This window comes from Kitasatospora sp. NPDC101183 (genome assembly GCF_044767945.1).
In the GTDB taxonomy this organism is placed as follows: Bacteria; Actinomycetota; Actinomycetes; order Streptomycetales; family Streptomycetaceae; genus Kitasatospora.
This window is the reverse complement of sequence record NZ_JBIWOW010000007.1, coordinates 342,952-365,619: the sequence shown is the minus strand read 5'-3', so window position 1 is coordinate 365,619 and position 22,668 is coordinate 342,952. Positions and strand designations below refer to the sequence as shown.

Sequence of the window (22,668 nt, the reverse complement as noted above, 5' to 3'; positions counted from 1 at the left end):
CGACGGCCGCATCGTCGACGAACTCCACCAGCCCACCGCCGACACCGTCCTGGACCGCATGCGCCGCTTCGACGCCAAGGGCCGCACCAGCTGACAGCCCACCAGCCCGGCCCCGATCACCGACCACCTCCAGGACACCCCATGTATCGCACCGCACTGCGCAACGTGCTGGCCCACAAGGGCCGGCTGCTGATGACGGCACTGGCCGTCATGCTGGGCACCGCCTTCGTCGCGGGCACCATGGTCTTCTCCGACACCTTCGGCAAGGCCATGAAGGACAGCAACTCCAAGAGCTACTCGGACGTCTCCGTCCAGGTCGTCGACCGCGCGGCCGACGCCGAGGCGACCGGCAAGCACCGCGACCAGTCGGCGCCCAGCGAGCTCACCGACAGCGCCGTCCAGCAGCTCGCCGCCCTGCCGGGCGCCGCCAACGCCCGCGGCGTGGTCAGCGGCTTCACCGGGGTCGCCGACAAGAAGGGCGCCCTGATAGGCCAGACCTGGTCCGCCAAGGGCTCCAACTTCGCCCCCGGCGCGAACGGCGCCGACCCGCGCTACCCGATGGCGGAGGGCCGCGGCCCGCAGAACGACAAGGAGGTCGCCCTCGACCGCAAGACCGCCGACAAGGCCGGTTACAAGGTCGGCGACACCGTCCGGGTCGCCTCCACCGGCCCGGTCGTCGAGGCGAAGCTCACCGGCGTCTTCACCACCGACGACCCGGTGGTCAACACCGGCGGCACCCTCACCCTGTTCGACCGCGCCACCGCCCAGCAGGTGCTCCTGGAGCCCGGCCGCTACAGCAGCATCGTGCTGACGGCCAAGCCCGGCACCAGCCAGGAGGCGCTGCTCGCCGAGGTGAAGGCCAAGCTCGGCAACAACCCGGTCGACATCGAGACCGGCGCCCAGCTCAAGGCCGACCAGGAGTCGATGATCACCAGGAGCACCGACGGCCTGCGCACCATGCTGCTGGTCTTCGCCTCGATCTCGCTGTTCGTCGGCATCTTCATCATCGCCAACACCTTCACCATGCTCGTCGCCCAGCGCACCAGGGAACTGGCGCTGATGCGGGCCATCGGCGCCAGCCGCAAGCAGGTCACCCGCTCGGTGCTGGTCGAGGCCTTGGTGATCGGCGCCGTCTCGGCGGTGGCCGGTCTGCTGGCCGGCGTCGGCATCGGCGCCGGGCTCCAGTCGCTGATGGGCAGCCTGAACGAGAGCATGCCGAGCGGCTCCCTGGTGATCAAGCCGCTGACCGTCGTGGTGACCCTCGTGGTCGGCGTCGTGGTGACGGTCCTGTCCGCCCTGCTGCCCGCCCGCCGCGCCTCCCGGATCGCCCCGGTGGCCGCGATGAGCAGCGGAGACCAGCCCGCCAGCCACAAGAGCCTGCTGATCCGCAACACCATCGGCTCCGTGCTGGCCGCCGGCGGCCTCGCCCTGATCGGCTACGGCGCCTCCACCGGCGACGACACCGGCCGGACGCCCGTCGGCATCGGCGCCGGGCTCGCGCTGATCGGCGTGTTCGTCCTGCTGCCGCTGCTCTCCCGCCCGGTGGTCGCCCTGGTCGGCCCGCTGCTGCGCGGCCTGGGCGGCACGCCCGGCAAGCTGGCCCAGCAGAACGCGGTGCGCAACCCGCGCCGCACCGCCGCCACGGCCGCCGCGCTCACCATCGGCCTGACGCTGGTCAGCGGCCTCACCGTGATCGGCTCCTCCGTCTCCGGCGCCCTGGACAAGTCCCTCACCAGCTCCGTGAAGGCCGACTACCTGGTCGACGCGGCCAACGGCATGGCCCTGACCGCGCCGCTGACGGACAAGGTCGCCAAGGCCCCCGGGGTCACCGCCGCCTCCCCGCTGATCGAGGCATACTGGCTGCTCGGCGACACCTCGGTGAAGGTCACCGGCCTCAACCCGGACACCTACCAGCAGCTGGTCAAGATGCAGCTGAACAGCGGCTCGGCGGACGCCGTCGGCAAGGGCCAGCTGCTGATCGCCTCGGACCTCGCGAAGAAGCTGAACGTCACCGCCGGCTCCACGGTGAAGGCCTCCTTCTCCGACCGCTCCAGCGACACCGTCACCGTCGGCGGCGTGTTCGAGAAGGGCGGCGTGCTCGGCGAGGTCGTCATGTCCAACGCCGCGATCGCCAAGCACGAGGCCAAGCCCCGTACGGTCGCCGTGCTGGTGAAGGGCCAGGACGGGGCCACCTCGGCCCTCAAGCAGTCCCTCACGGACGCCACCGGCGCCAACCCGGTGATCGAGGTCAAGTCCATGCAGGACGTGCGGGACGGCTTCAGCCAGACCATCACCTTCGCGCTGAACATGATGTACGGCCTGCTGGCGATGTCCGTGCTGGTCGCCGTCCTGGGCGTGATCAACACGCTGGCCATGTCGGTCTTCGAGCGCAAGCGCGAGATCGGGATGCTGCGGGCGATCGGCCTGGACCGCCGGGGCATCAAGCGGATGGTCCGCCTGGAGTCCGTGGTGATCTCGGTGTTCGGCGCCGGCATCGGCCTGGTGCTCGGCTGCTTCATCGCCTGGGCCATCAACGGCACCCTCAAGTCCGACATGGCCGGGCTGACGACCGTCCTGCCGTACGGCCAGCTGGCGCTGTTCCTGGCCCTGGCCGGGCTGGTCGGCCTGGTGGCCGCGATCTGGCCGGCCCGCCGGGCGTCCAAGCTGGACATCCTGGAGAGCATCAAGACCGACTGACGCTCCCCCAGGTCCCGCACCCGCACAACAGAGAGCCCCTGCCGGAGGGTTTCGGCAGGGGCTCCTCTACTGCTGTACTCCGCCCGGTCGCACGGCCGGCTGAGCACCACGGAGGTCGTGGTCCGGCGACACTGCCGGGCGGAGGGCCTCCGACTCATACCCCGGCGCTCCCACACCGGGGTCTCAGTCGCTTACTTGGCGGCGAGTTCCTTCTCGGCGGCCGGCTTGGCGGCCTCGACGGGCTTGGTGGGCGGCGTGACCTCCTGGATGGGCAGCTGCGGCTGTTCCATCTGGGAGAGGCCGACCGTCTCGCGCTTGAAGAACATCGCGAGGGTCCAGTCGGTGAAGACGCGGACCTTGCGGTTGAAGGTCGGGACCATCGCACCGTGGTACAGGCGGTGGAACCACCAGGCGAGGCGGCCCTTCAGCTTGACCTTGCCGAAGAGGATCGCGACGCCCTTGTGCAGGCCGAGACCGGCGACCGCACCGAGGTTCTTGTGCTTGTACTCCTTCTGCGGGAAGCCCCGCATGCCGGAGATCACGTTGTCACCGAGGACGACGGCCTGGCGGCAGGCGTGCTGGGCGTTCGGCGGGCACCAGGCGCCCTCGCCGGCGGCGAGGTCGGGCACCTGGGCGTTGTCGCCGGCGGACCAGACGTTGTCGAAGCCCTGGACCTGGAGGGTCGGGGCGGTGTCGACGTGGCCGCGCGGGCCCAGCGGCAGGCCGAAGTTGGCGAGGATGGGGTTCGGCTTCACGCCGGCCGTCCACACGATGGTGGCGGCGTCCATCTCCATGCCGTTCTTCAGCATGACGTGGCCGTCGATGCAGGAGTCCATCGAGGTCTCGATGTAGACCTCGATCTTCCGCTCCTCGAGCTTCTCCTTGGTCCACAGGCCCAGCTCCGGGCCGACCTCGGGGAGGATGCGGTTGGCGGCCTCGACCATGACGAAGCGCATGTCGTCACGGCTGAAGGTCTTGTACAGCTTGGCCGCGTCGCGGGCCATGTCTTCGATCTCGGCCAGCGTCTCGACGCCGGCGAAGCCGCCGCCGATGCAGACGAAGGTCAGGGCCTTGCGCCGGATGTCCTCGTCCGTGGTGGACTCGGCCTTGTCCAGCTGGGCCATGACGTGGTTCCGGAGGCCGATGGCCTCCTCGACCGTCTTCATGCCGATGCCGTTCTCCGCCAGACCCGGGATCGGGAAGGTGCGGGAGACCGAGCCGGTCGCGACGACCAGGTACTCGAACGGCAGCTCGTAGCTGTCGCCGGCCGCGGGCTGGATGGTGGCGACCTTGCGGGCGTGGTCCACACCGGTGACGGACCCGGTCAGCACCTCCGCCTGCTTGAGGACGCCGCGCAGCGGGGCGACGAGGTTGCGAGGCGCGACGCTGCCGCCGGCCGCCTCGGGAAGGAAGGGCAGGTACGTCATGTACGACCGCGGGTCCACGACCGTGACGGTCGCTTCGCCGTAGCGCATCTTCTTGAGGATGCGCATCGCGGCATACAGGCCGACGTAACCACCGCCGACAATGAGGATGCGAGGACGCTCCGTGGTGCTCATATCCGAAAGTATCCAGCACCGTCCGGAGCAGCCTTCGTGAGCCCGGTCACAAGTTGCTGGACACCCCGTGCTACACTGCGCGCCCCCACAACGGGGGTCGGCGCACGGGTTCACGGGCCCGCGCGGGCGCGGAAGGACACGCGCCGGGGCACCACCCCGTTGAGCAGCAACGATCCGTACGACACCCGGGTTCCCGCTCGCGATTTCGATTTTCAAACCTCAGCCAAGGGCTGACCTGCGATCCAGCGGGCCGGGCGGGCGGGCGACCTTCGGTCCCACAATTCGGACGTAGCGGGCGACAGGGTGCGACGAATGACTGGATCGCCATGTGAAGAAATTCACGAACATTCCCGCACGGGGTCGGGCGCGCCCCGGCCCCGGCCCCCTCGAAGGGGTGCCGGGGCCGGTTCGACCATGATCCACAGGGGTCGCGCGGGGGTCGTGCAGGGGGTCGCGCGAAGGTCCCCCAAGGGTCCTGGAAGGGGTCAGACCACCATGCTCCAGGCGGTGCCGTCCAGGATGTCGTGCTCGCTGACGACCACCTCGGCGGCGCCCGTCCGCTCCATGATCTCCAGCAGCTCCAGGGCCCCGGCGGCGATCACGTCCACCCGGCCCGGGTGCATCGACGGGATGGCCGCGCGCTCGGCGTGGGTGGCGGCCAGCAGCTCGCGGGCGATCTCGGCGACCCGCTCCCGGGTGATCCGGGAGTGGTGGATGCGCTCGGAGTCGTACGCGGGCAGCTCCTGGGCGATCGCGGACACCGTGGTGACCGTCCCGGCCAGGCCCACCAGGGTCGCCGCGCCGGTCAGCGGGACGACCTCCTCGGCCTTGTCCAGCTCGGCCCGCACGTGCGCCCTGGCCGCCTCGATCTGCTCCCCGGTGGGCAGCTCGGCGCCCTCGAAGTGCCGCTCGGTCAGCCGGACGCAGCCGATGTCCACCGAGCGGGCCGCCTCCACGTCCGTCCCGCCGAGGACGAACTCCGTGGAGCCGCCGCCGAGGTCGAACACCAGGTAGGGGGCGGGGAACCGATCGCCGGTCAGCTCCTTGGTGGCGCCGACGAAGGAGAGGCGCGCCTCCTCCTCGCCGCTGACCACCTCGGGCTCGACGCCCAGGATCTCGCGCACGCCCTTGACGTACTCGTCGCTGTTCTCGGCGTCCCGCGAGGCGCTGGTGGCGACGAAGCGGGTGCGCTCCGGGCCGACGCCGAAGCCCCGGATGACCTCCCGGTACTCGCGGCAGGCCGCGAAGGTGCGCTCCAGCGCGTCCGGGTGCAGCCGGCCGGTGCGGTCGACGCCCTGGCCCAGCCGGTTGATGATCATCCGGCGGTCCAGGTCGGTGATCGCGCCCGTCTCCGGGTCGAGGTCGGCGACCAGCAGGCGGATGGAGTTGGTGCCGCAGTCGATCGCGGCCACGCGGGTCGTGCTCACTCGGACTCCTGAGCGGCTTCCTCGGCGGCCTTCTTCGCGGCCCGCTCGGCGGTCAACTGCTGCTTGGCCGCGATGACGGCCTCGTGGTCCTTCTCCTTGGCGCGGTTGCGCTGGACCCGCTCGCCGGCGGCCTCGACCTCGGCCGGGGAGACGCAGGAGCCCTTGGCCCACCAGTCCTCCAGCATGCCGATCGCCTCGTCGCCGAGCGGGTTGACGCCCTCCCCGGCGGCCAGCGAGTGGCCGACCAGCACGTGCAGGCACTTCACCCGGTCCGGCATGCCGCCGGCGCTCGGGAAGCCCTCCAGCACCTCGATGGCGTCGCGCCGGGCGATGTAGTCCTCGTGCGCCTTCTGGTAGGCGGCGGCCAGCTCCGGGTCCTCGGCGAGGCGCGCGGTCTGGTCCTTCATCACGCCCTCGGCCTCCAGGGTGCCGATCAGCGAGGCGGCCTTGGGGCAGGTCAGGTAGTACAGCGTGGGGAACGGCGTGCCGTCCGGCAGGCGCGGGGCCGTCTCGACGACGTCCGGGTTGCCGCAGGGGCAGCGGTGCGCCACACCGCGCAGGCCGCGCGGCACCCGGCCGAGCTGGGCGGCGATGGCCGCGACGTCGGCGTCGGAGACGGCGGGGTGGTTCTCAGTGGTCATGGGGGGAGGTGTCTCCAGCGGATGGCGATGTGGTCGGACGGGGTGCGGCAGGAACGGCGGCGGGTGCGGCAGCGGCGGTGTCGGCCGCGTCCACGGAGTCCCAGATGCCGGTGTACCAGGGCTTGGCGGCCTTCACCGCGCCGGCCGCCGTGCCCCCCGAGGGCGTGGCGGCCGAGGACGGCCGGTCGGTGGCCTGCCCGGCCGGGTCCACCGCGATGTACGGGGTCTCCCCCGGCACCGCGAAGTGCAGCCGGGCCCGGGCCTGCGCCTTGACGTACTCCGGGTCCTGCCAGCGGGCCTTGTCCCGGCGCAGCTGCTCGACCTGCTGGCGGGCGTGGTCGGCCTTCGCCCGCTGGGCGGAGATCTCGGCGCGCTGGGAGATGAACTGCCGCGTGGGGTACGCGAGGATCGCCACCAGTGAGCAGAGCACCAGGACGAGGACGGTCGCCCGGCTCGTGAACCGAGGCCGGGCCGCCAAGCCCGGGATCCTCCAGCCTGCCATCTGCGCTGTCCCCTCCTGGTCGCGACGGTGCCCCGCCGACCACCCTACGGGGTGAACGGCGGGGCACCGGTCAGGCTGTACGTGTTACTCGGCGGCGCGACTGTGCTGGTTACTCCGCAGAGCGACTGTGCTTACTGGTCCGCGGAGCGGAACCGCGGGAAGGCGCCGCGGCCGGCGTACTCGGCGGCGTCGTCGAGGATCTCCTCGATGCGCAGCAGCTGGTTGTACTTGGCGACGCGCTCGGAGCGGGCCGGGGCGCCGGTCTTGATCTGGCCGCAGTTGGTGGCGACGGCCAGGTCGGCGATGGTGACGTCCTCGGTCTCGCCGGAGCGGTGCGACATCATGCAGCGGTAGCCGTTGCGCTGGGCCAGCTCGACGGCGTCCAGGGTCTCGGTCAGCGAGCCGATCTGGTTGACCTTGACCAGCAGGGCGTTGGCGGTGCCGGTCTCGATGCCGCGGGCCAGGCGCTGCGGGTTGGTGACGAACAGGTCGTCGCCGACGATCTGGACCTTGTCGCCCAGCTTGACGGTCATGGCCTTCCAGCCGTCCCAGTCCGACTCGTCCAGCGGGTCCTCGATGGAGACCAGCGGGTAGGCGTCGACCAGCTCGGCGTAGTACTCGATGAGCTCGGCCGAGGTGAGGGCCTTGCCCTCGAACTGGTAGGCGCCGTCCTCGAAGAACTCGGAGGCGGCGACGTCCAGGGCCAGGGCCACGTCGCGGCCGGGCTCGTAGCCGGCCTTCTGGATGGCCTCGACGATGAGGTCCAGGGCCTCGCGGTTGCTGTCCAGGTCGGGGGCGAAGCCGCCCTCGTCGCCGAGGCCGGTGGACAGGCCGCGCTCCTTCAGCACGCCCTTGAGGGTGTGGTAGACCTCGACGCCCCAGCGGACGGCCTCGGAGAAGGACTCCGCGCCGATCGGGGCGATCATGAACTCCTGGATGTCGACGTTGGAGTCCGCGTGCGAGCCGCCGTTGAGGATGTTCATCATCGGGACGGGCAGGACGTGCGCGTTCGGGCCGCCCAGGTAGCGGAACAGCGGCAGGTCGCTGGCCTCGGAGGCGGCGTGCGCGACGGCCAGGGAGACGCCCAGGATGGCGTTGGCACCGAGCGAGGACTTGTCCGGGGTGGCGTCCAGGTCGAGCATGGCCTGGTCGATCAGGCGCTGCTCGGTGGCGTCGTAGCCGACCAGCTCCGGGCCGATCTGCTCGATGACGGCCAGGACGGCCTTCTCCACGCCCTTGCCGAAGTAGCGGTTCTTGTCACCGTCGCGCAGCTCGAGCGCCTCGAAGGCGCCGGTGGAGGCACCGGACGGAACGGCGGCACGGCCGGTGCTGCCGTCGTCGAGGCCGACCTCGACCTCGACCGTGGGGTTGCCGCGGCTGTCGAGGATCTCACGGGCTACGACGACATCGATGGACGGCACGTGGCATCTCCTTGCGGAAGCAGGTCCCGGCCGACCGGGGTGGTGATGTCGGCGGGAGGATTGCGGAGTCGTTACGACCAGAGCCTAACCGCCCGGGCCTCCACGGCCACGTCGGCCTCGGTCCCGTCTCAGCGTGTGGCCGTGCTACCCACCGGTAGTTCACCTGGGCGCCCCGGGTCGGCAGCCCGATCCCGGGCGAACGCGGACGAAGGGGCCGGCCCTGCCGGCCGGCCCCTCTGACGTCCGGTCGGCTCAGCCGAGGTGCAGCACCTGGCCCGGGAGGATCAGGTCCGGGTCGCCGCCCACGGTGGCGCGGTTGCCGGAGTACAGCGACTGCCAGCCGCCGGAGACGCCCTGGGCGGCAGCGATGGTCGACAGGGTGTCACCGGAGCGCACGGTGTAGTCCCCAGCCTTGGGCGCGGCGGCCTGCGGGGCGGCGTGCTTGGGAGCGTACGACTGCGCGGCGGGCTTCTCGGCCGCCTTCGGGGCCGCGTGCTTCGGGGCGTACGACTGGGCGGGCTTCTCCTGCGCCGGCTTCTGGGCCTGCTGCTGGACGGGCTTCTGGGCCTGCTTCTGGGCCTTGGGCGCGGACTGGGCCTTGGTGTCCGAGGAGGTGTCGACGGAGGCGGCCGGGCCGCCCTTGCTCAGGCCGGCCTTCTGGGAGCAGACGGGCCAGGCGCCGGGGCCCTGGGAGGCGAGCACCTTCTCGGCGACGGCGATCTGCTGGCCCTTGCTGGCCTGGTTGGCCTGCGCGGCGTAGGAGGTGCCGCCGTACGCCTTCCAGGTGCTGGAGGTGAACTGCAGGCCGCCGTAGAAGCCGTTGCCGGTGTTGATGCTCCAGTTGCCGCCGCTCTCGCACTGGGCGACGGCGTCCCAGGTGGAGGCGGGGGCCGCGGAGGCGCCGGTGGCGGTGAGGAGCGGCAGTGCGAGTCCGACGCCGGCCACACCGGCGACGGCGATGACCTTCTCGGCCTGGGTGCGACGACGGTGACGGCCAGATCCAACGAGCAGCATGAAGAGGTCCCTCTCCGCACGCCTGCGAGGTGAGCTGTCGGGTTCGGACCGGGAGGTGGCCCGGCCGCCGTGACGCGGAGTCGGCTCCGCGCGGGCGGCTTCACCCCAAGCCGTGGGGACGGCAACAAACCTGGGTCCCCCGCCCCTGCCCAGGGTTCTGGTCGGTTTCCCGTGGCGCGGCGGGCAGGATTCGGCGTTCCGCGTTCGGGGTCCGCAGCTGCGAACTCCACGGAGACTAGACAGATCATCAGCTCGATCACAAGCTCATCTCGCCGATATCACACAGAAATCACGGCCAGTGGTCGCTCGCCTACGCACGGCGCCGGTTTGTCCGATTTGATGCGTGTTCACACCCCGATCGACAGGCTGCCGGCGACGCCCCGTCAGCGTGTCGGTGTCTCGAAGGACGTCAGGGAGTGGCCGGAACCGCGTGCGGGGAGCGGATTTCCGGGCTGAATTCGACCGGCAGTTCCCGCAGTCCACGCATGATCAGACCGCCGCGCCAGCGCAGGTTCTCCGGCTCCTCCGCCAGCCGTACGTCGGGCAGCCGGGAGAGCAGCGTGGCCAGCGCCGCGCGGCCCTCCAGGCGGGCCAGCGGGGCGCCGATGCAGTAGTGGATGCCGTGCCCGAAGCCCAGGTGGGGGTTGTCGGCCCGGGCCAGGTCGAGGGTGTTCTCGTCCGAGAACCTCGCCGGGTCGCGGTCGGCCGCCGCGAGCACCACCAGCACCGGGTCCCCCACCGGAACGGACACCCCGCCGATCGACAGCGGCTCGGTCGCGAACCGCCAGGTCGCCAGCTCCACCGGCCCGTCGTAGCGCAGGAGTTCCTCGATCCCCGTCTCCAGCAGGGCGCTCTCGCCGCGGGCCACCGACTCCTGGAGCAGCCGGCGCTGATCCGGGTTGCGGAACAGGGCGTAGGCCCCGTTCCCGATCAGGTTGATCGTGGTCTCGAACCCGGCGAAGAGGAGGATGAAGGCCATCGCGGCGGCCTCGTTCTCCGTCAGGTGCTCGCCGTGGTCGCTCGCCCGGATCAGGCCGGAGATCAGGTCGTCCCCGAGGTCGGCGCGCTTGCGGTGGATCAGCTCCAGCAGGTAGGCGCGGATCTTCTTCACCGCCCGCCCCACGCCGCCGCGTTGGCCGCCGTGGTGGCGGATCATCGCACCGGCCCAGTCCCGCAGGTCGTCCTGGTCCTCGGGCGGCACGCCGAGCAGGTCGCAGATCGCGTAGATGGGGAGCGGGAAGGCGAACTCGTGGATGAGGTCCGCCGATCCGCGCTGCGCGAAGCCGTCGATCAGCCGGTCGGTGAGCTGCTGCACCCTCGGCTCGAACTCGGCCACCCGGCGCGGGGTGAACGCCTTGGACACCAGGCGGCGCAGCCGGGTGTGGTCCGGCGGGTCGATGTTCAGCAGGTGGGTCATCAGGTCCGCCTGCCGCTCACCCGGGATGCCCACCCGGCCGGTGCGGTGCGCCTGTTCGCTGTGGTGCGCCGGGTTCTTCGACAGCCGTCCGTCCGCGAGCGCCTGGCGGGCGTCCGCGTACCTCGTCACCAGCCAGGCCTCGACCCCGCTCGGCAGCGTGGTGCGGTGCACCGGGGCGTGCTCGCGCAGCCAGGCGTACGCCGGGTACGGGTCGGCGGCGAACTCCCAGGTGAAGAGCTGAGGGGCGGTGGCGTCGGGCTGAGCTGGCATGGGTCGACGGTATCCGGTGGCGGGGGCGCGCCCCGTCCGTCAACGGCGCGCGAACGGTTCGCGAACGGCGTGCGCCCGGCGCATCGACGGCGCGTGGCCGGCCCGTGCCCGGCCCGTGGACGGTTCTTGGACAGCTCTTGGCGCGGCGCCTGGCGTGAGCCTGGTCACCTGAGGGGTAATCCCTGTTGCGGGGGGTCAGGACGTGCCTACGATCCTCCGCAGTACGCGTGGGCGCCGGTGCGGTGTCGCCCACAGGGAGGAGCAGACCATGCGGGTCGCCGGGGCAGTCGTCGTCATCGCGGTACTCGACGGCGGGTCGGGGGCCGACCTCGCCCGCCGGTTCACCGCCGCCGGCGCCGCCGGGATGCTGATCGCCGACCAGCACGTCGGCGTCGCGGAGGACCTCGCCTCCGAGCTCGACCGCCCGGGCTGCCCCGTCGTCGGCGTCCACGGGGACGTCCGCCGCCCCAGCGACGTGGCCGCCGTCGTCGACACCGCCGAGAAGCACCTCGGCCCGATCGACCTCTTCTGCGTGGCCGGGCCGGACGGCGAGCGGATCGTCTCCCTCGCCGAACTGCCCGCCCACCTCGACCTGGAGCGCCTCGCCGAACTCGTCGCCCTGGTCGGCGACGCCATCGCCGAGGTCGTCCTCCCGCTGCCGGTGGAGCACACCACCGCCGCGTGACGCTCCCCTACGGCTGGAGCCCCTCGGCCGCGCGCACCGCGCCCCGGTAGCGGCGCGCCGCCGCGCGCAGCGCCGCGTCCACGTCCACCCCGGCGTCGTGCGCCCGCTGCGCCACGGCCAGCAGCAGCCGGCCCGCCGACTCGGCGGTCAGCTCGGCCGGCAGCTCGTACGGCTCGTCCGGCACCTTCCCGAAGCCCGCCCGCCGCACCCGGGACACCAGCTTCGCCGCGTACGCCAGGGCGGGCAGCCCCGCCGGGACGCCGTCCAGGACGGACTCCCGGTCCGCCTTCTCGGCCGCCTTCAGCTGCTCCCAGTTCGCCTCGACCTCGGCGGCGCCCTCGGCCCGCTCGCCCGCGAACACGTGCGGGTGCCGGTAGACCAGCTTGTCGACGATGTCCCCGGCCACGTCGTCGATGGAGAACGGCTCCTGCCCGTCCTCCTCGGCGATGCGCGAGTGGAAGAACACCTGGAGCAGGACGTCGCCCAGCTCCTCGCGCAGCGTGTCGCGGTCCCCCTCCTCGATGGCCTCGACCAGCTCGTACGCCTCCTCGACCAGGTACTTCACCAGGCTCTCGTGCGTCTGCTCGGCGTCCCAGGGGCAGCCGCCGGCCGAGCGCAGCCGGTCCATCACCGACACCAGGTCCAGCAGCCGGGCCCCCGGCAGGTCGTACGAGCCGGGCAGCACCTCGATCTCGGGCACCTCGCCCGCCCGCTCCACGGCCAGGCGGGCCAGCGCGTCGGTCAGCCCCGGGTCGCCGTCCGGGCTCCCCAGCCAGACGACGGGCCCGGCGGCGGCCGGCTGCCCGGTCAGCAGCCGCGCCAGCGCCGGTACGGACGCCTCGGCCGCCACCTCCACCACGACCCCGGCGGCCCGCACCGCGGCCACCTGCGGATGGTCCTCCTCCGCCGCCAGCACCCGCCCCGCCGAGCGCAGCGCCTCCCAGGCGGGCCAGGACAGCAGCCCGGGGGCCACCCGGTGCGTGGTGGTCAGCAGGATCAGCTTCGCGCCCTCGGCGCCCGGGCTCGCGGCAGTCGTCGTCACCCGACGAACCTACCCGTCCCGGGACGCCGTACGGGGGCCCCTGCTTCTCCGGCCGCTCCTTCTTCGGCCCCTACTTCTTCGAGCCTGCGAGGTCGTCGAACATCGCGGAGAGGAACTCCGTGCACCAGCCGAGCAGGTCGCGGCCGACGAGGGGCTTGCCGCCGATGCGGCCGGTGCTCGGGCGGGGGACGAGGAGCTGCTGGGAGGCCGCCTTGACCTGGCTGCGCGGGTAGAGGCGGTTGAGACGCAGCTCCTGGGACTCCCGCAGTTCGACCGGGCCGAAGCGGACGAAGTTCCCCTGGAGGGTGATGTCCGCGACGCCGCAGCGGCGGGCGTACAGGCGCAGGGCGGCGACCAGCAGCAGGTTCTCGACCGGCTCGGGCAACTTGCCGTAGCGGTCCACGAGTTCGTCGCGGACCTGCTGGATGTCCGCCTCGGAGTTGACGGCCGCGATCGAGCGGTACGCCTGGAGGCGCAGCCGCTCGCCGGGGGCGTAGTCGTGCGGCACGTGGGCGTCCACGGGCAGCTCGATCTTCACCTCCAGCGGCTCCTCCTCCGGCTCGCCGCCGCCGGCCAGCGACTCGCGGAACTCGGCGACGGCCTCGCCGACCATCCGCATGTAGAGGTCGAAGCCGACGCCCGCGATGTGCCCGGACTGCTCGCCGCCGAGGAGGTTGCCCGCGCCGCGGATCTCCAGGTCCTTCATCGCGACGTACATGCCGGCGCCCATCTCGGTGTGCTGGGCGATGGTGGCCAGGCGCTCGTGGGCGGTCTCGGTGAGCGGCTTCTCCGGCGGGTAGAGCATGTACGCGTAGCCGCGCTCGCGCCCGCGGCCGACGCGGCCGCGCAGCTGGTGCAGCTGGGAGAGGCCGAAGGTGTCGCCGCGCTCGACGATCAGGGTGTTGGCGTTGGAGATGTCGATGCCGGACTCCACGATCGTGGTCGACACCAGGACGTCGAACTCCTTCTCCCAGAAGTCGACGACGACCTTCTCCAGCTGGGTCTCCCCCATCTGCCCGTGCGCGGTGGCGATCCGCGCCTCGGGCACCAGGTCCTTGAGCCGGGCGGCGGCCTTGTCGATGGACTCCACCCGGTTGTGGATGTAGAACACCTGGCCCTCGCGCAGGAGTTCGCGCCGGATCGCGGCCGAGATCTGCTTCTCGTCGTACGGTCCGACGAAGGTCAGCACCGGGTGCCGCTCCTCCGGCGGGGTGGTGATGGTGGACATCTCGCGGATGCCGGTGACGGCCATCTCCAGGGTGCGCGGGATCGGCGTCGCGGACATGGTGAGCACGTCCACGTTGGCGCGCAGCTTCTTCAGCTGCTCCTTGTGCTCGACGCCGAAGCGCTGCTCCTCGTCGACGATGACCAGGCCGAGGTCCTTGAACTTCGTCTCGGAGGAGAACAGCCGGTGCGTGCCGATGACCACGTCCACCGAGCCCTCGAACAGGCCCTCCAGGACGGCCTTGGCCTCACTGTCGGTCTGGAAGCGGGAGAGCGCCTTCACGGTGACCGGGAAGTTGGCGTACCGCTCGGCGAAGGTGGAGAAGTGCTGCTGCACCAGCAGCGTGGTCGGGACCAGCACCGCGACCTGCTTGCCGTCCTGGACGGCCTTGAAGGCGGCGCGCACCGCGATCTCGGTCTTGCCGTAGCCGACGTCGCCGCAGATCAGCCGGTCCATGGGGACGGACTTCTCCATGTCGGACTTGACCTCGGCGATGGTGGTCAGCTGGTCCGGCGTCTCCGCGTACGGGAAGGCGTCCTCCAGCTCGCGCTGCCACGGGGTGTCCGGGCCGAAGGTGTGGCCGGGGGCGGCCATGCGGGCCGAGTAGAGCTTGATCAGGTCGGCGGCGATCTCCTTGACGGCCTTCTTGGCGCGCTGCTTGGTCTTCGCCCAGTCCGCGCCGCCGAGCCGGTGCAGGGTCGGGGCCTCGCCGCCGACGTACTTGGTGACCTGGTCGAGCTGGTCGGTCGGCACGAACAGCCGGTCGCCGGGGTGGCCGCGCTTGGCGGGGGCGTACTCCAGGACCAGGTACTCGCGGGTGGCGCCCTGGACGGTGCGCTGCACCATCTCGACGTACCGGCCGACGCCGTGGGCCTCGTGCACCACGTAGTCGCCGGCCGCCAGGGCGAGCGGGTCGATGGCGTTGCGGCGCCGCGAGGGCATCCGGCGCATGTCCTTGGTGGAGGACTTCTGGCCGGAGAGGTCGGTCTCGGTGATGACGGTGAGCTTGAGGCCCTCGTCGACGAAGCCGTGCTCGATGGAGCCGCAGGAGACGTGGACGACGTCCCGGGTGGGCGCCTCGGCGAGGTCGGCGACCAGGCGGGCCGGGATGCCCTCGTTGCCGAGCACCTCGGCGAGGCGGGAGGCGGGGCCGTGGCCCTCGGTGACCATGACGACCCGCCAGTCGGCGGCCAGGCGCTCCTTGGCGTCGGCGATGGCCCGGGCGGTGTCGCCCCGGTACGCCTCGACGGCGTGCATGCCCAGGGTCAGGGTGTTGGCGTCGAACTCCAGGATGCCGTCCACCGTGGACTCGCTGGTCGCGAAGGGGCTGACGGACCACCAGGGCAGCCCGATCTCGGCGGCGTGCTCGCGCACCTCGGCGATGGAGCGCAGCGAGGCGGCGGAGACGTCGATCACCTCCAGGTCGATCGGCCGGTCCCCGCCGGCCGCGGCGGCGACCCAGGAGGCGTGCAGGAACTCCTGGCTGGTGGCCACGAGGTCGGCGGCCCGGGTGCGGACCCGCTCGGGGTCGCAGACCACGGCGACGGAGCCCAGCGGCAGCACGTCCACCAGCAGTTCCATGTCGTCGACGAGGACGGGCGCCAGGGACTCCATGCCCTCGACCGCGATGCCCTCGGCGATCTTGTCGAGGATCTCGGCCAACCCCGGGTGCTCGGCGGCGAGTTCGGCGGCACGGGCGCGGACCTCGTCGGTCAGCAGCAGCTCGCGACAGGGCGGGGCCCACAGGCCGTGCTCGGCGATCTCCAGCGAGCGCTGGTCGGCGACCTTGAAGTAGCGGATCTCCTCGACCTCGTCGCCCCAGAACTCCACCCGAAGGGGGTGCTCCTCGGTCGGCGGGAAGACGTCCAGGATGCCGCCGCGGACGGCGAACTCGCCGCGCTTCTCGACCAGTTCGACCCGGGCGTAGGCGGCGGCCGAGAGTCGGCGGGCCACCTCCTCCAGGTCGTGCGAGCCGCCGCGCTGCACGGCCACCGGCTCCAGTTCGGCGAGCCCCTTGACCTGCGGCTGGAGCACCGAGCGGACGGGGGCGACGACCACCTGCACCGGCCCGGCCGCCGGGTCGTCCGCCCTCGGGTGCACGATCCGGCGCAGCACGGCGAGGCGGCGGCCCACGGTGTCGGAGCGGGGCGAGAGCCGTTCGTGCGGCAGGGTCTCCCAGGCCGGGTACTCGGCGACGGCGTCCGGCGGCAGCAGCGAGCGCAGCGAGGCGGCGAGATCCTCCGCCTCCCGGCCGGTCGCGGTGACGGCCAGCACCGGGCGGCCCCGTTCGCCGGCCGCCCGGCCGGCGAGGGCGCGGGCCAGCGCGGCGATGGCGAAGGGCCGGGCGGCGGGCGGTCCGACCAGGTCCAGGTGGCGGCGGCCGCCGGCCGCGGCTCCGGTGGCGGTGGCCGCTTCGATCGCCTCGGCGAGCGCCGCGTCCCGCGCGACGACATCGAGCAGTCCGGTCAGGCTCATCTGGGGTCTCTTCTTCGTCCCGTGACTGATGCTGCCTCCGGGCGGCGAAGGCCCGCCGGGGCAACGCGAACGGCCCGGCACGCCGAGCGGCCGGGGGTTCCCAGCCTACGCCGCGGCAGGGGCGGCCACGCGGCGTACGGCCCCGGCGGGGCCGTACGCGAGCGCCGCGCGAGATGCCGCGGGATGTTCCGCCTGCGCCGCGCCTTTGATGTCAGGGACACGACCGAGGACGAACGAATGGACGGATCGCGGAGCCGCCAGTGGACGAACCGAAGTGACAGGCACCTAAAGGCGGGCACCGCTACGTGCCACGAACTGGACATACTCCTGTCACTGCCCGTCCATGGACGTCCTGCACCATGGTGAATGTGCCCGCCGCACCCAACCGTGGGGGATGGCTGTGGGGGGCACCTGTCGCACCACCCGATGGGGGTCGGGGGTGCGAGGCCGGGCGACCCTGGGTGGGGGCGCCCGCCCAAGCGCCGGGAACCGCGGCGCCCTTTCCTGGAGGGCGCCGCGGGTCTCGGCCTCTTCTGTTGCCGCTGCTTCCTCGAACCCTCGAACCCTCGCCCCGGGCGTCCGCACCGGCCCGGCGGTCAGGCCCTCGGGCTCACCAGCGCGACAGGTTGATGTCGTACATCATCACCTGGTGCCCCTGGTTGGCGTTGAAGTCGTAGCGCTCCCAGGTGAAGACCGTCCAGGAGCCCAGGCCGCCGCCCAGGTACGTGACGACCTTGTTGTTGCCGGCGTCGATCCGGTCGACGTTGTAGATGCGCACGGACATCCAGCCGTCGTTGGCGAAGCAGAGCTGCCCGCCGTAGCCGTAGTTGTACACCTTCGCGTAATCGTCCCGGTTTCCGCAGTCGACGCGGTTCACGGCATTCGCGCCGGAGACCGGGAGCAGTGTCGACGCGGCGGCCGTCAGAGCCGCGAGCACGGCCAGCCTCCGGCCCGTCCCCTTTCCCTTCCGAAGGCGAGTTCGGCGATTGGTGCGGCGAATCATTGAAACCCCTCCATCGGCAGTGTTCGAGACTCCAGAGATTCGCACGACGCACTGTGGGCGGACAGTTGTTTTCCGGCCAAGACGATCGCCCGCAGGGGCTCCGGGAACGTATCGAGACGAAATGCGCTAGGGTCCCAACACACTTGCCGCACAAGAGGATAGGAGCAGACGCTTGCCACGTCCCACCCAATTCGGGCGATTCACCGCCATCGCCCTGGCAGCCGTTCTGGCCACCCTCTCGGCAGGAACGGCAGGCTGCTCCGGCGACTCCGGCAAGGCCTTACCGAAATCCTCCCTGACACCGCCGCTCATTTCCGATCCGCGCACTCCGGATTCCGGCCGGGGCGCAATGACCGGACTTCCTCTTTCCGCTTATCGGGCCGACGACCAGATCGCCGTCAAGGAAATCAAGGCCCGCAATGCGCTGATCGTCTCCTGCATGCATACGGCCGGGTACGCGGCCTTCACCGGGGACGGGCTGCAGCCCGCGCAGCCGCCGGACAACCTGACCGCGCTGCCCGCCGGGCCCTGGGGCTACATCGGCCCGGGGCCCGCGAACGCCCAGGGCTTCCACCCGCCCAGGCGCCCGGCCCCCCGCGCGCCCGACGCCTCGGCCGGCTACGGCGGCGAGGCCTACGACGCGGCCCGGGTGGACTGCGACCGGCAGGCCGCCGAGAAGATCGGCTCCCCGCCCCCCAAGGGCGCCGACCTGGTGGGGCAGCTGTTCGACGAGTCGACGAAGGCCACCGCCCAGGACGCCCGGGTGCTGGCGGCGCGCAAGGACTGGGCCTCCTGCATGGCGACGGCCGGGTTCGAGGCGGCGGTCCCGGAGGAACTGCCGAAGACGTACGAGGCGGCGCCCGAGATCACCCAGGCCGAACTGGCCGCCGCCCGCGCCGACGCCGACTGCACCACCGGCACGAGCCGCCTCGCGGCCGTCTACTTCGCCGTCCTGGACGGCTACCAGCGCCAGCTGGTCGACCGGAACGCCGAGGCCCTGACCGCCCAGAAGGAGGCGGTCAGGGCCCAGGACGCCAAGCTCACCCGGCTGATCACCGGGGAGGGGAAGGGCTAACGACGACGGTAGGAGACCGTGTTCGGGGTGGCGTAGCCGGCGCCGTCGTCGACGATGATGATCTTCGGGACGATCTTGGTCTCGTCCTCGCCTTCGCCCTCGCTCGCGGCCGGGGCCGGGGCCGGGGGCGGGCTTGAGGGCTTCGGCGGCAGGGCGGACGGGGTGACCGGGCCGGTCACCACCGTGGGCTCGCCCTCGGGCGCGGGCTTCGCGTCCGCGGGCTTGACGTCGGCCGGCTTCGCGTCGGCCGGCTCGGCGTCGGCCGGTGCCTTGTCCGCGACGGGCTTGTCGGCCGCCTTGTCCGCGCCCGGCTTGCGGTCCGCTGCGCCGCCGAGGACCGGCGCCCGCAGCACCGCCGTCGCCTGCTCCCTGGCCGGCGCCTTGCGCAGGCTCGGCCGCACCGGCGGGAGCGGGATCTCGCCGGTGTCCGCCTCGGAGTCCACGGCCGCGCCCACGACCGCAGCCGCGTCCTCAGGAGCGGGGACCGGGGCCTCGGCGGGGGCCGCCTCGGTCGGCAGCACCGCGGCGAGCAGCTCGGGCTCGATCTGCCCGACCGCCGCGCCCGTGAGCGAGGCCAGCGTCGCCTTGATGTGGTCGAGGTGCTTCTGCACCGTCTCCAGCCGCGTGTCGAACTCGCGCTGCTCGCGCTCGATCCGCGCGTTGATCCCCTCCGCCTCCCGGCGGGCCTGCTCGACCAGCTTGTCGGCCTTGGCCTGCGCCTCGGCCTCCTGCTGCTTGATCTGCGAGAGGACCGTCTCCCGCTGCTGCTCGGCCTCCTTGACCCGGCGCTCGGCCGTGGAGGACACCTGGGCGTCCTCGGCGTCGGCCTTGGCCTGCGCGGCGGCGAAGGTCTCGTCGGCCTTGCGGCGCCGCGAGGCCAGCTCGGCCTCGGCGTGCTCGTTGGCCTCGGCGGCGGCCACCCGCACCTTGGCGGCGTACGCGGTGGCGGTGTCCCGGGCGGTGCGGCCGTCCCGGTCGGCGGCGGAGCGCAGGCCCTCGGCCTCGGAGCGGGTGCGCTCCTCGGTGCGGCGGGCGGCCGCGTCGGCCTCCTTGCGGGTGGTGGCGGAGTACTCCTTGGCGGCCTTGTCCAGCGCCTGCCCGGCGTCGTACGTCTCGTCGCGCAGGTCCTCCGAGAAGCGCTCGGCCTTCTCCCGGACGGCCTGCGCCTCGTTGCGGGCCATGGCGGCGAGGCCGGCGGCCTGCTCGCTGAGCACCTCGTAGTCGGGTTCCGGCGCGTCCTCGGCGGCGCGGCGGATGTCGGCCAGGCGGCCCTCCATCTGCCGGATGCCGGCGCCGAGGACGCTCAGCCGTTCCCAGGCCTCGTCGCGCTGGGCGGTCAGGGCCTCCAGCGCGCGCTCGACCTGATCGGGCGCGTAACCGCGCCGTGCCTGGGTGAAGCCGTACTGGGGGACGGCGTCGCTCATGGGCTCTTCCCCTCGTTTCGCGGGCTGCGGAGCCCATGATCGGACGGAGCGGACGAATCCGGAACCGGTTCCGTGGCCGGGGCCGGATTCGGTCGTCTCGCGGACCTGATTGCGTCGAGGATGGACGGGTAGGCCCATCCTCTTGACCTATTTTGCGCAGATCCGGACGAAACCCCAACGAGGCACCGCCGCCGCGGTACGCCGGAGGGGCCGCTCCGGACCCCGGAACGACCCCTCCCCACCTGCGAGGATCGGCGACGGCAGCCCTAGAGCAGGCCGTCCCAGAACTGCTCCAGCAGTACGGCCCACCACGTGTCCGCGTTCTGCAGGGCCGCCGGGTCGATCGCGGCGAGCTGCGCCTGGAAGTCGGTCGTCCAGCGACCGGCCTGGTCCGGCGTCAGCCCGTACCGCAGCCGCCACATCCGGCCCAGCAGGGCCAGCGCGCGGGCGAACTCCGGCACACCGCTGTTGACGAAGCGCGGCGGCTGGCCGGTTCCGTCGACGTCCACGGCGACGACGTTGGCCGTGCCGTACTGCACGCACAGCTGCCGACCGTAGTCGTTTCCGAGCACCAGGTAGCCGCCGAAGTCCGGGGCGGCGGGCAGGCCGCGCTCGGCGGCCAGCTCGGCCAGCGTCGGGATCGGGCGGCCCTCCTGGGCCTGGGCCCAGAAGAACGGGCCGAAGTCGCGCGGCAGCCCGGCCCACATCAGGCTCTGCGAGACCGGCTCCGGCACGCCCTGGCGGGAGACGGCGCGCTGCTCGTAGCGGAACACGTTCTGCCCGAAGGCCGCGCCGACCTCCTGCGCCAGCTGCTGCGGGGGCAGCGGCGGCAGGGCCTGGACGGTGCCCGGCGCGGGCGGCGGCACCCGGAACGGGCGGACCCGCTGGGCGCCGGCGGCCTGCTGGTGCAGCTCGTCCAGGTGGTCGAGCAGCTCGGCCATCCCGGCCTGGCGGGAGGCGTGGTCACGGCCGTACGGGGCGGTGTGGGTGAGCCGCACGTTCGGCCAGGAGGCGGCGATCATGCGGTTGCAGTAGCCGCCGGGCAGGTCGCAGGACTCCAGCTCGGTGTACAGCTCCAGCACCTGCTCCGGCGGCACGTTCAGCCGCCGCAGGTCCTGGAGGATCTTCCACTCCGGGTGCGGGGTGCCGGGCTCGCTGCGGTGCAGCAGCTTCTGCTCCGAGCCGTCCGGGCCCCGGTAGCTGAGCGCGGCGAAGTAGCCGGGCCCGACGGCGGGCACGCCCGGCGGCACGGGGGCCGCCGGCGGGTGGCCGGCGACCGGCGCGGGCGGGACGACGCCCTGGGCGCCGCCCGGGTAGCCGTAGCCGGCGCCGGGCGAGACGGGGACCGCCGGGCCGCCGGGCGGCGGCGGGACGGCGGGGCCGCCGGAGGGCGGGGTGCCCGGGTCGGCCGGGGCGGCGCCCAGCAGTGCCGGGTCGACGGCGCCGGCGAGCTGGGTCGCCTCGTACGCCGCGCCGGGGGCGGGCGCCGGCGCGGGTGCGGCGGGCGTGCCGGAGCCCGGGGTGTGCCGCAGCCCGGCGGGCGGGGGCGGCGGCGGGGCGGAGGCGGCGGAGCGGCCGCCGGCCTGCGGGGCCGGGCCTGAGGAGCCGCCGCGCAGCGCGGCCGGCGGGGGCGGCGGCGGGGCCGAGGAGGCCGCGCGGCCGCCGGCCTGCGGGGCGGGTGCGGGCGGGGCGGGCGGCGGGCCCGCGGGGGTGCCGCCCGGCGGGGTGCCGGGGGCTCCGGGCAGGCCCATCAGACCGGGCACGGAGCCGGGGGCGGCCAGCATCGTGGGTGCGTGCTCCACCGGGGCGGCGGGGGCTCCCGCGGGCGGGGTGCCGGGCGCGCCGGGCAGGCCCATCAGGCCCGCGACGGCGTCCGGCGGCGCGAGCAGCGTCGGCGCCGGCTCCACGGCCGGGGCGGGCGCGGGGGCCTGCGGGGCGGGGGCCGGAACGGGGGCGGGCATCGGGGCGGGCGGAGGCGGCATCAGCACGGTCGCGGCCTCGGCGCCGGGCGGCGCGGGCACGTCCGGCAGGTCGGAGCCGCTGGTCCGCAGGCCGTCCGGCGCCAGCACGGGCGGGACGGGGGACGGCGCCACCGGGGAGGGCGGCGCGGGCGGCGCCCAGGACGGGTCCGGGGCGCTGGGGGAGGCGGGGGGCGCGGGCGGCGCCCAGAACGAGTCCTCGGCCCCGGGCGGCGGGGCGAGCATGGTCGGCGCGTCCCCGGCCGGACGGTCGGAGGCGGGAGGCGTGGTCAGCACGGCGGGCGCCACGGGCGGCACGGGCTCGGCGGGCGCGAACGGCGCCACGGGCTCGGCGGGGGCGACGGGAGCAACAGGGGCAACCGGCGCGACAGGCTCGGCGGGAGCCGTCGTCCCCAGCTTCTCCGCCTCCGCCGCGATCGCCGCCGCCCCCGCCTCCTGCAGCCACTGCGGCGGGCTGAGCAGGAAGGAGGTGGCCTCCACCGGCCCCGGAGCGGGCTTCGCCGCCCCCGCCGGGTTGGCCGCGACCGGCCGCCCGTACGCCTCCTCGAACTGCCGGACGACCTCGTTGACCGGCAGCGCCGGCCACAGCGTGCTGGCCCCCGAGTCCCGGGCGATCACCAGCCGCGCCTCGCCCGTGTCGGCGTCCGGCCCGGCGTCCGCGGGCTGCACCGCCCAGCAGACGAACCCCAGGTCGAACTCCCGCACCCGTACCTCGCGCTGCTGCGCGAGCGGCACGCCGCCGTTGATCCACTCCTCGGCGAGCTCCTGCGCCTGCGCGTACGTCACCACGCCCGGTTCACCCCTGTCGTCCG

At 73.1% G+C, this 22,668-nt stretch carries 15 protein-coding genes, 1 pseudogene and 1 riboswitch; of the genes and pseudogenes, 4 read left to right on the top strand and 12 right to left on the bottom strand.

Translation table 11 applies throughout. The annotated features are described in order from the left end of the window. Positions 1-94 (top strand): annotated as a pseudogene (locus ACIRRS_RS12545) (ABC transporter ATP-binding protein); the annotation flags it as partial. Between the two features lie 47 nt (positions 95-141). After that, positions 142-2,697, top strand: a complete 2,556-nt coding sequence (locus ACIRRS_RS12540) for an ABC transporter permease (RefSeq protein WP_402968785.1) — start codon at positions 142-144, stop codon at positions 2,695-2,697. 191 nt (positions 2,698-2,888) lie between these two features. Here ACIRRS_RS12540 and ACIRRS_RS12535 read toward each other — a convergent pair whose 3' ends face one another. The 7 genes from ACIRRS_RS12535 to ACIRRS_RS12505 form a co-directional block, all read right to left on the bottom strand. Then, positions 2,889-4,256 carry an NAD(P)/FAD-dependent oxidoreductase gene (locus ACIRRS_RS12535; protein WP_402968782.1) on the bottom strand — a complete coding sequence of 456 codons (1,368 nt, stop codon included), beginning with the start codon at positions 4,254-4,256 and terminating at the stop codon, positions 2,889-2,891. 485 nt (positions 4,257-4,741) lie between these two features. Beyond that, positions 4,742-5,683, bottom strand: coding sequence for an exopolyphosphatase (locus ACIRRS_RS12530; RefSeq protein WP_402968779.1), 942 nt, complete (start codon positions 5,681-5,683; stop codon positions 4,742-4,744). Then, a complete protein-coding gene (locus tag ACIRRS_RS12525; RefSeq protein WP_402968835.1) occupies positions 5,680-6,342 on the bottom strand; it encodes a DUF501 domain-containing protein in 663 nt (220 codons plus the stop codon). Before ACIRRS_RS12525 ends, ACIRRS_RS12530 begins: the two co-directional genes overlap by 4 nt. Next, positions 6,314-6,802, bottom strand: coding sequence for a septum formation initiator family protein (locus ACIRRS_RS12520; RefSeq protein ID WP_402968776.1), 489 nt, complete (start codon positions 6,800-6,802; stop codon positions 6,314-6,316). Before ACIRRS_RS12520 ends, ACIRRS_RS12525 begins: the two co-directional genes overlap by 29 nt. A 155-nt stretch (positions 6,803-6,957) precedes the next feature. Continuing rightward, positions 6,958-8,247, bottom strand: a complete 1,290-nt coding sequence (gene eno / locus ACIRRS_RS12515; RefSeq protein WP_402968772.1) for a phosphopyruvate hydratase — start codon at positions 8,245-8,247, stop codon at positions 6,958-6,960. A 252-nt stretch (positions 8,248-8,499) separates the two neighbouring features. Beyond that, entirely contained in the window at positions 8,500-9,261 is a 762-nt protein-coding gene (locus ACIRRS_RS12510; RefSeq protein WP_402968769.1) for a transglycosylase family protein, read from the bottom strand. A 5-nt stretch (positions 9,262-9,266) separates the two neighbouring features. After that, positions 9,267-9,434, bottom strand: a riboswitch (cyclic di-AMP (ydaO/yuaA leader). Between the two features lie 236 nt (positions 9,435-9,670). Further along, a complete protein-coding gene (locus ACIRRS_RS12505; RefSeq protein WP_402968766.1) occupies positions 9,671-10,948 on the bottom strand; it encodes a cytochrome P450 in 1,278 nt (425 codons plus the stop codon). A gap of 268 nt (positions 10,949-11,216) precedes the next feature. Here ACIRRS_RS12505 and ACIRRS_RS12500 point away from each other — a divergent pair, with 268 nt between their 5' ends. Next, complete coding sequence (locus tag ACIRRS_RS12500) at positions 11,217-11,633, top strand: SDR family NAD(P)-dependent oxidoreductase (RefSeq protein ID WP_402968763.1); 417 nt, start codon at positions 11,217-11,219, stop codon at positions 11,631-11,633. Between the two features lie 7 nt (positions 11,634-11,640). On the opposite strand, the gene ACIRRS_RS12495 is transcribed toward ACIRRS_RS12500, so the two are convergent. The 3 genes from ACIRRS_RS12495 to ACIRRS_RS12485 all read right to left on the bottom strand — a co-directional run bounded on the left by ACIRRS_RS12495 (position 11,641) and on the right by ACIRRS_RS12485 (position 17,312). Next, entirely contained in the window at positions 11,641-12,675 is a 1,035-nt protein-coding gene (locus ACIRRS_RS12495) for a MazG family protein (RefSeq protein ID WP_402968760.1), read from the bottom strand. A gap of 70 nt (positions 12,676-12,745) precedes the next feature. Further along, positions 12,746-16,375, bottom strand: coding sequence for a transcription-repair coupling factor (mfd, locus tag ACIRRS_RS12490; protein WP_402968757.1), 3,630 nt, complete (start codon positions 16,373-16,375; stop codon positions 12,746-12,748). A gap of 610 nt (positions 16,376-16,985) precedes the next feature. Next, positions 16,986-17,312 carry a beta/gamma crystallin domain-containing protein gene (locus tag ACIRRS_RS12485; protein WP_402968754.1) on the bottom strand — a complete coding sequence of 109 codons (327 nt, stop codon included), beginning with the start codon at positions 17,310-17,312 and terminating at the stop codon, positions 16,986-16,988. Positions 17,313-17,727: 415 nt separating this feature from the next. Between ACIRRS_RS12485 and ACIRRS_RS12480 the strand changes: the two genes are divergently transcribed. Next, positions 17,728-18,453: a hypothetical protein gene (locus ACIRRS_RS12480; RefSeq protein WP_402968751.1), complete on the top strand. Its 726-nt coding sequence runs from the start codon at positions 17,728-17,730 to the stop codon at positions 18,451-18,453. Here the strand turns inward: ACIRRS_RS12480 and ACIRRS_RS12475 are convergent. Both ACIRRS_RS12475 and ACIRRS_RS12470 read right to left on the bottom strand, forming a co-directional pair. Beyond that, entirely contained in the window at positions 18,450-19,877 is a 1,428-nt protein-coding gene (locus ACIRRS_RS12475; RefSeq protein ID WP_402968748.1) for a hypothetical protein, read from the bottom strand. The two genes, ACIRRS_RS12480 and ACIRRS_RS12475, sit on opposite strands and share 4 nt — an antisense overlap. A 266-nt stretch (positions 19,878-20,143) precedes the next feature. Then, the gene (locus ACIRRS_RS12470; protein WP_402968745.1) at positions 20,144-22,645 is read right to left on the bottom strand and encodes an SUKH-4 family immunity protein; all 2,502 of its coding nucleotides are present in this window, start codon (positions 22,643-22,645) and stop codon (positions 20,144-20,146) included. Positions 22,646-22,668 lie beyond the last annotated feature (23 nt).

Bases quoted from the DNA above. Each gene is read 5' to 3' on its own strand.
- ACIRRS_RS12540 (WP_402968785.1), top strand. From the start codon at position 142: ATGTATCGCACCGCACTGCGCAACGTGCTGGCCCACAAGGGCCGGCTG.
- ACIRRS_RS12535 (WP_402968782.1), bottom strand. From the start codon at position 4,256: ATGAGCACCACGGAGCGTCCTCGCATCCTCATTGTCGGCGGTGGTTAC.
- ACIRRS_RS12510 (WP_402968769.1), bottom strand. From the start codon at position 9,261: ATGCTGCTCGTTGGATCTGGCCGTCACCGTCGTCGCACCCAGGCCGAG.
- ACIRRS_RS12505 (WP_402968766.1), bottom strand. From the start codon at position 10,948: ATGCCAGCTCAGCCCGACGCCACCGCCCCTCAGCTCTTCACCTGGGAG.
- ACIRRS_RS12500 (WP_402968763.1), top strand. From the start codon at position 11,217: ATGCGGGTCGCCGGGGCAGTCGTCGTCATCGCGGTACTCGACGGCGGG.
- mfd (WP_402968757.1), bottom strand. From the start codon at position 16,375: ATGAGCCTGACCGGACTGCTCGATGTCGTCGCGCGGGACGCGGCGCTC.
- ACIRRS_RS12480 (WP_402968751.1), top strand. From the start codon at position 17,728: ATGACCGGACTTCCTCTTTCCGCTTATCGGGCCGACGACCAGATCGCC.
- ACIRRS_RS12475 (WP_402968748.1), bottom strand. From the start codon at position 19,877: ATGAGCGACGCCGTCCCCCAGTACGGCTTCACCCAGGCACGGCGCGGT.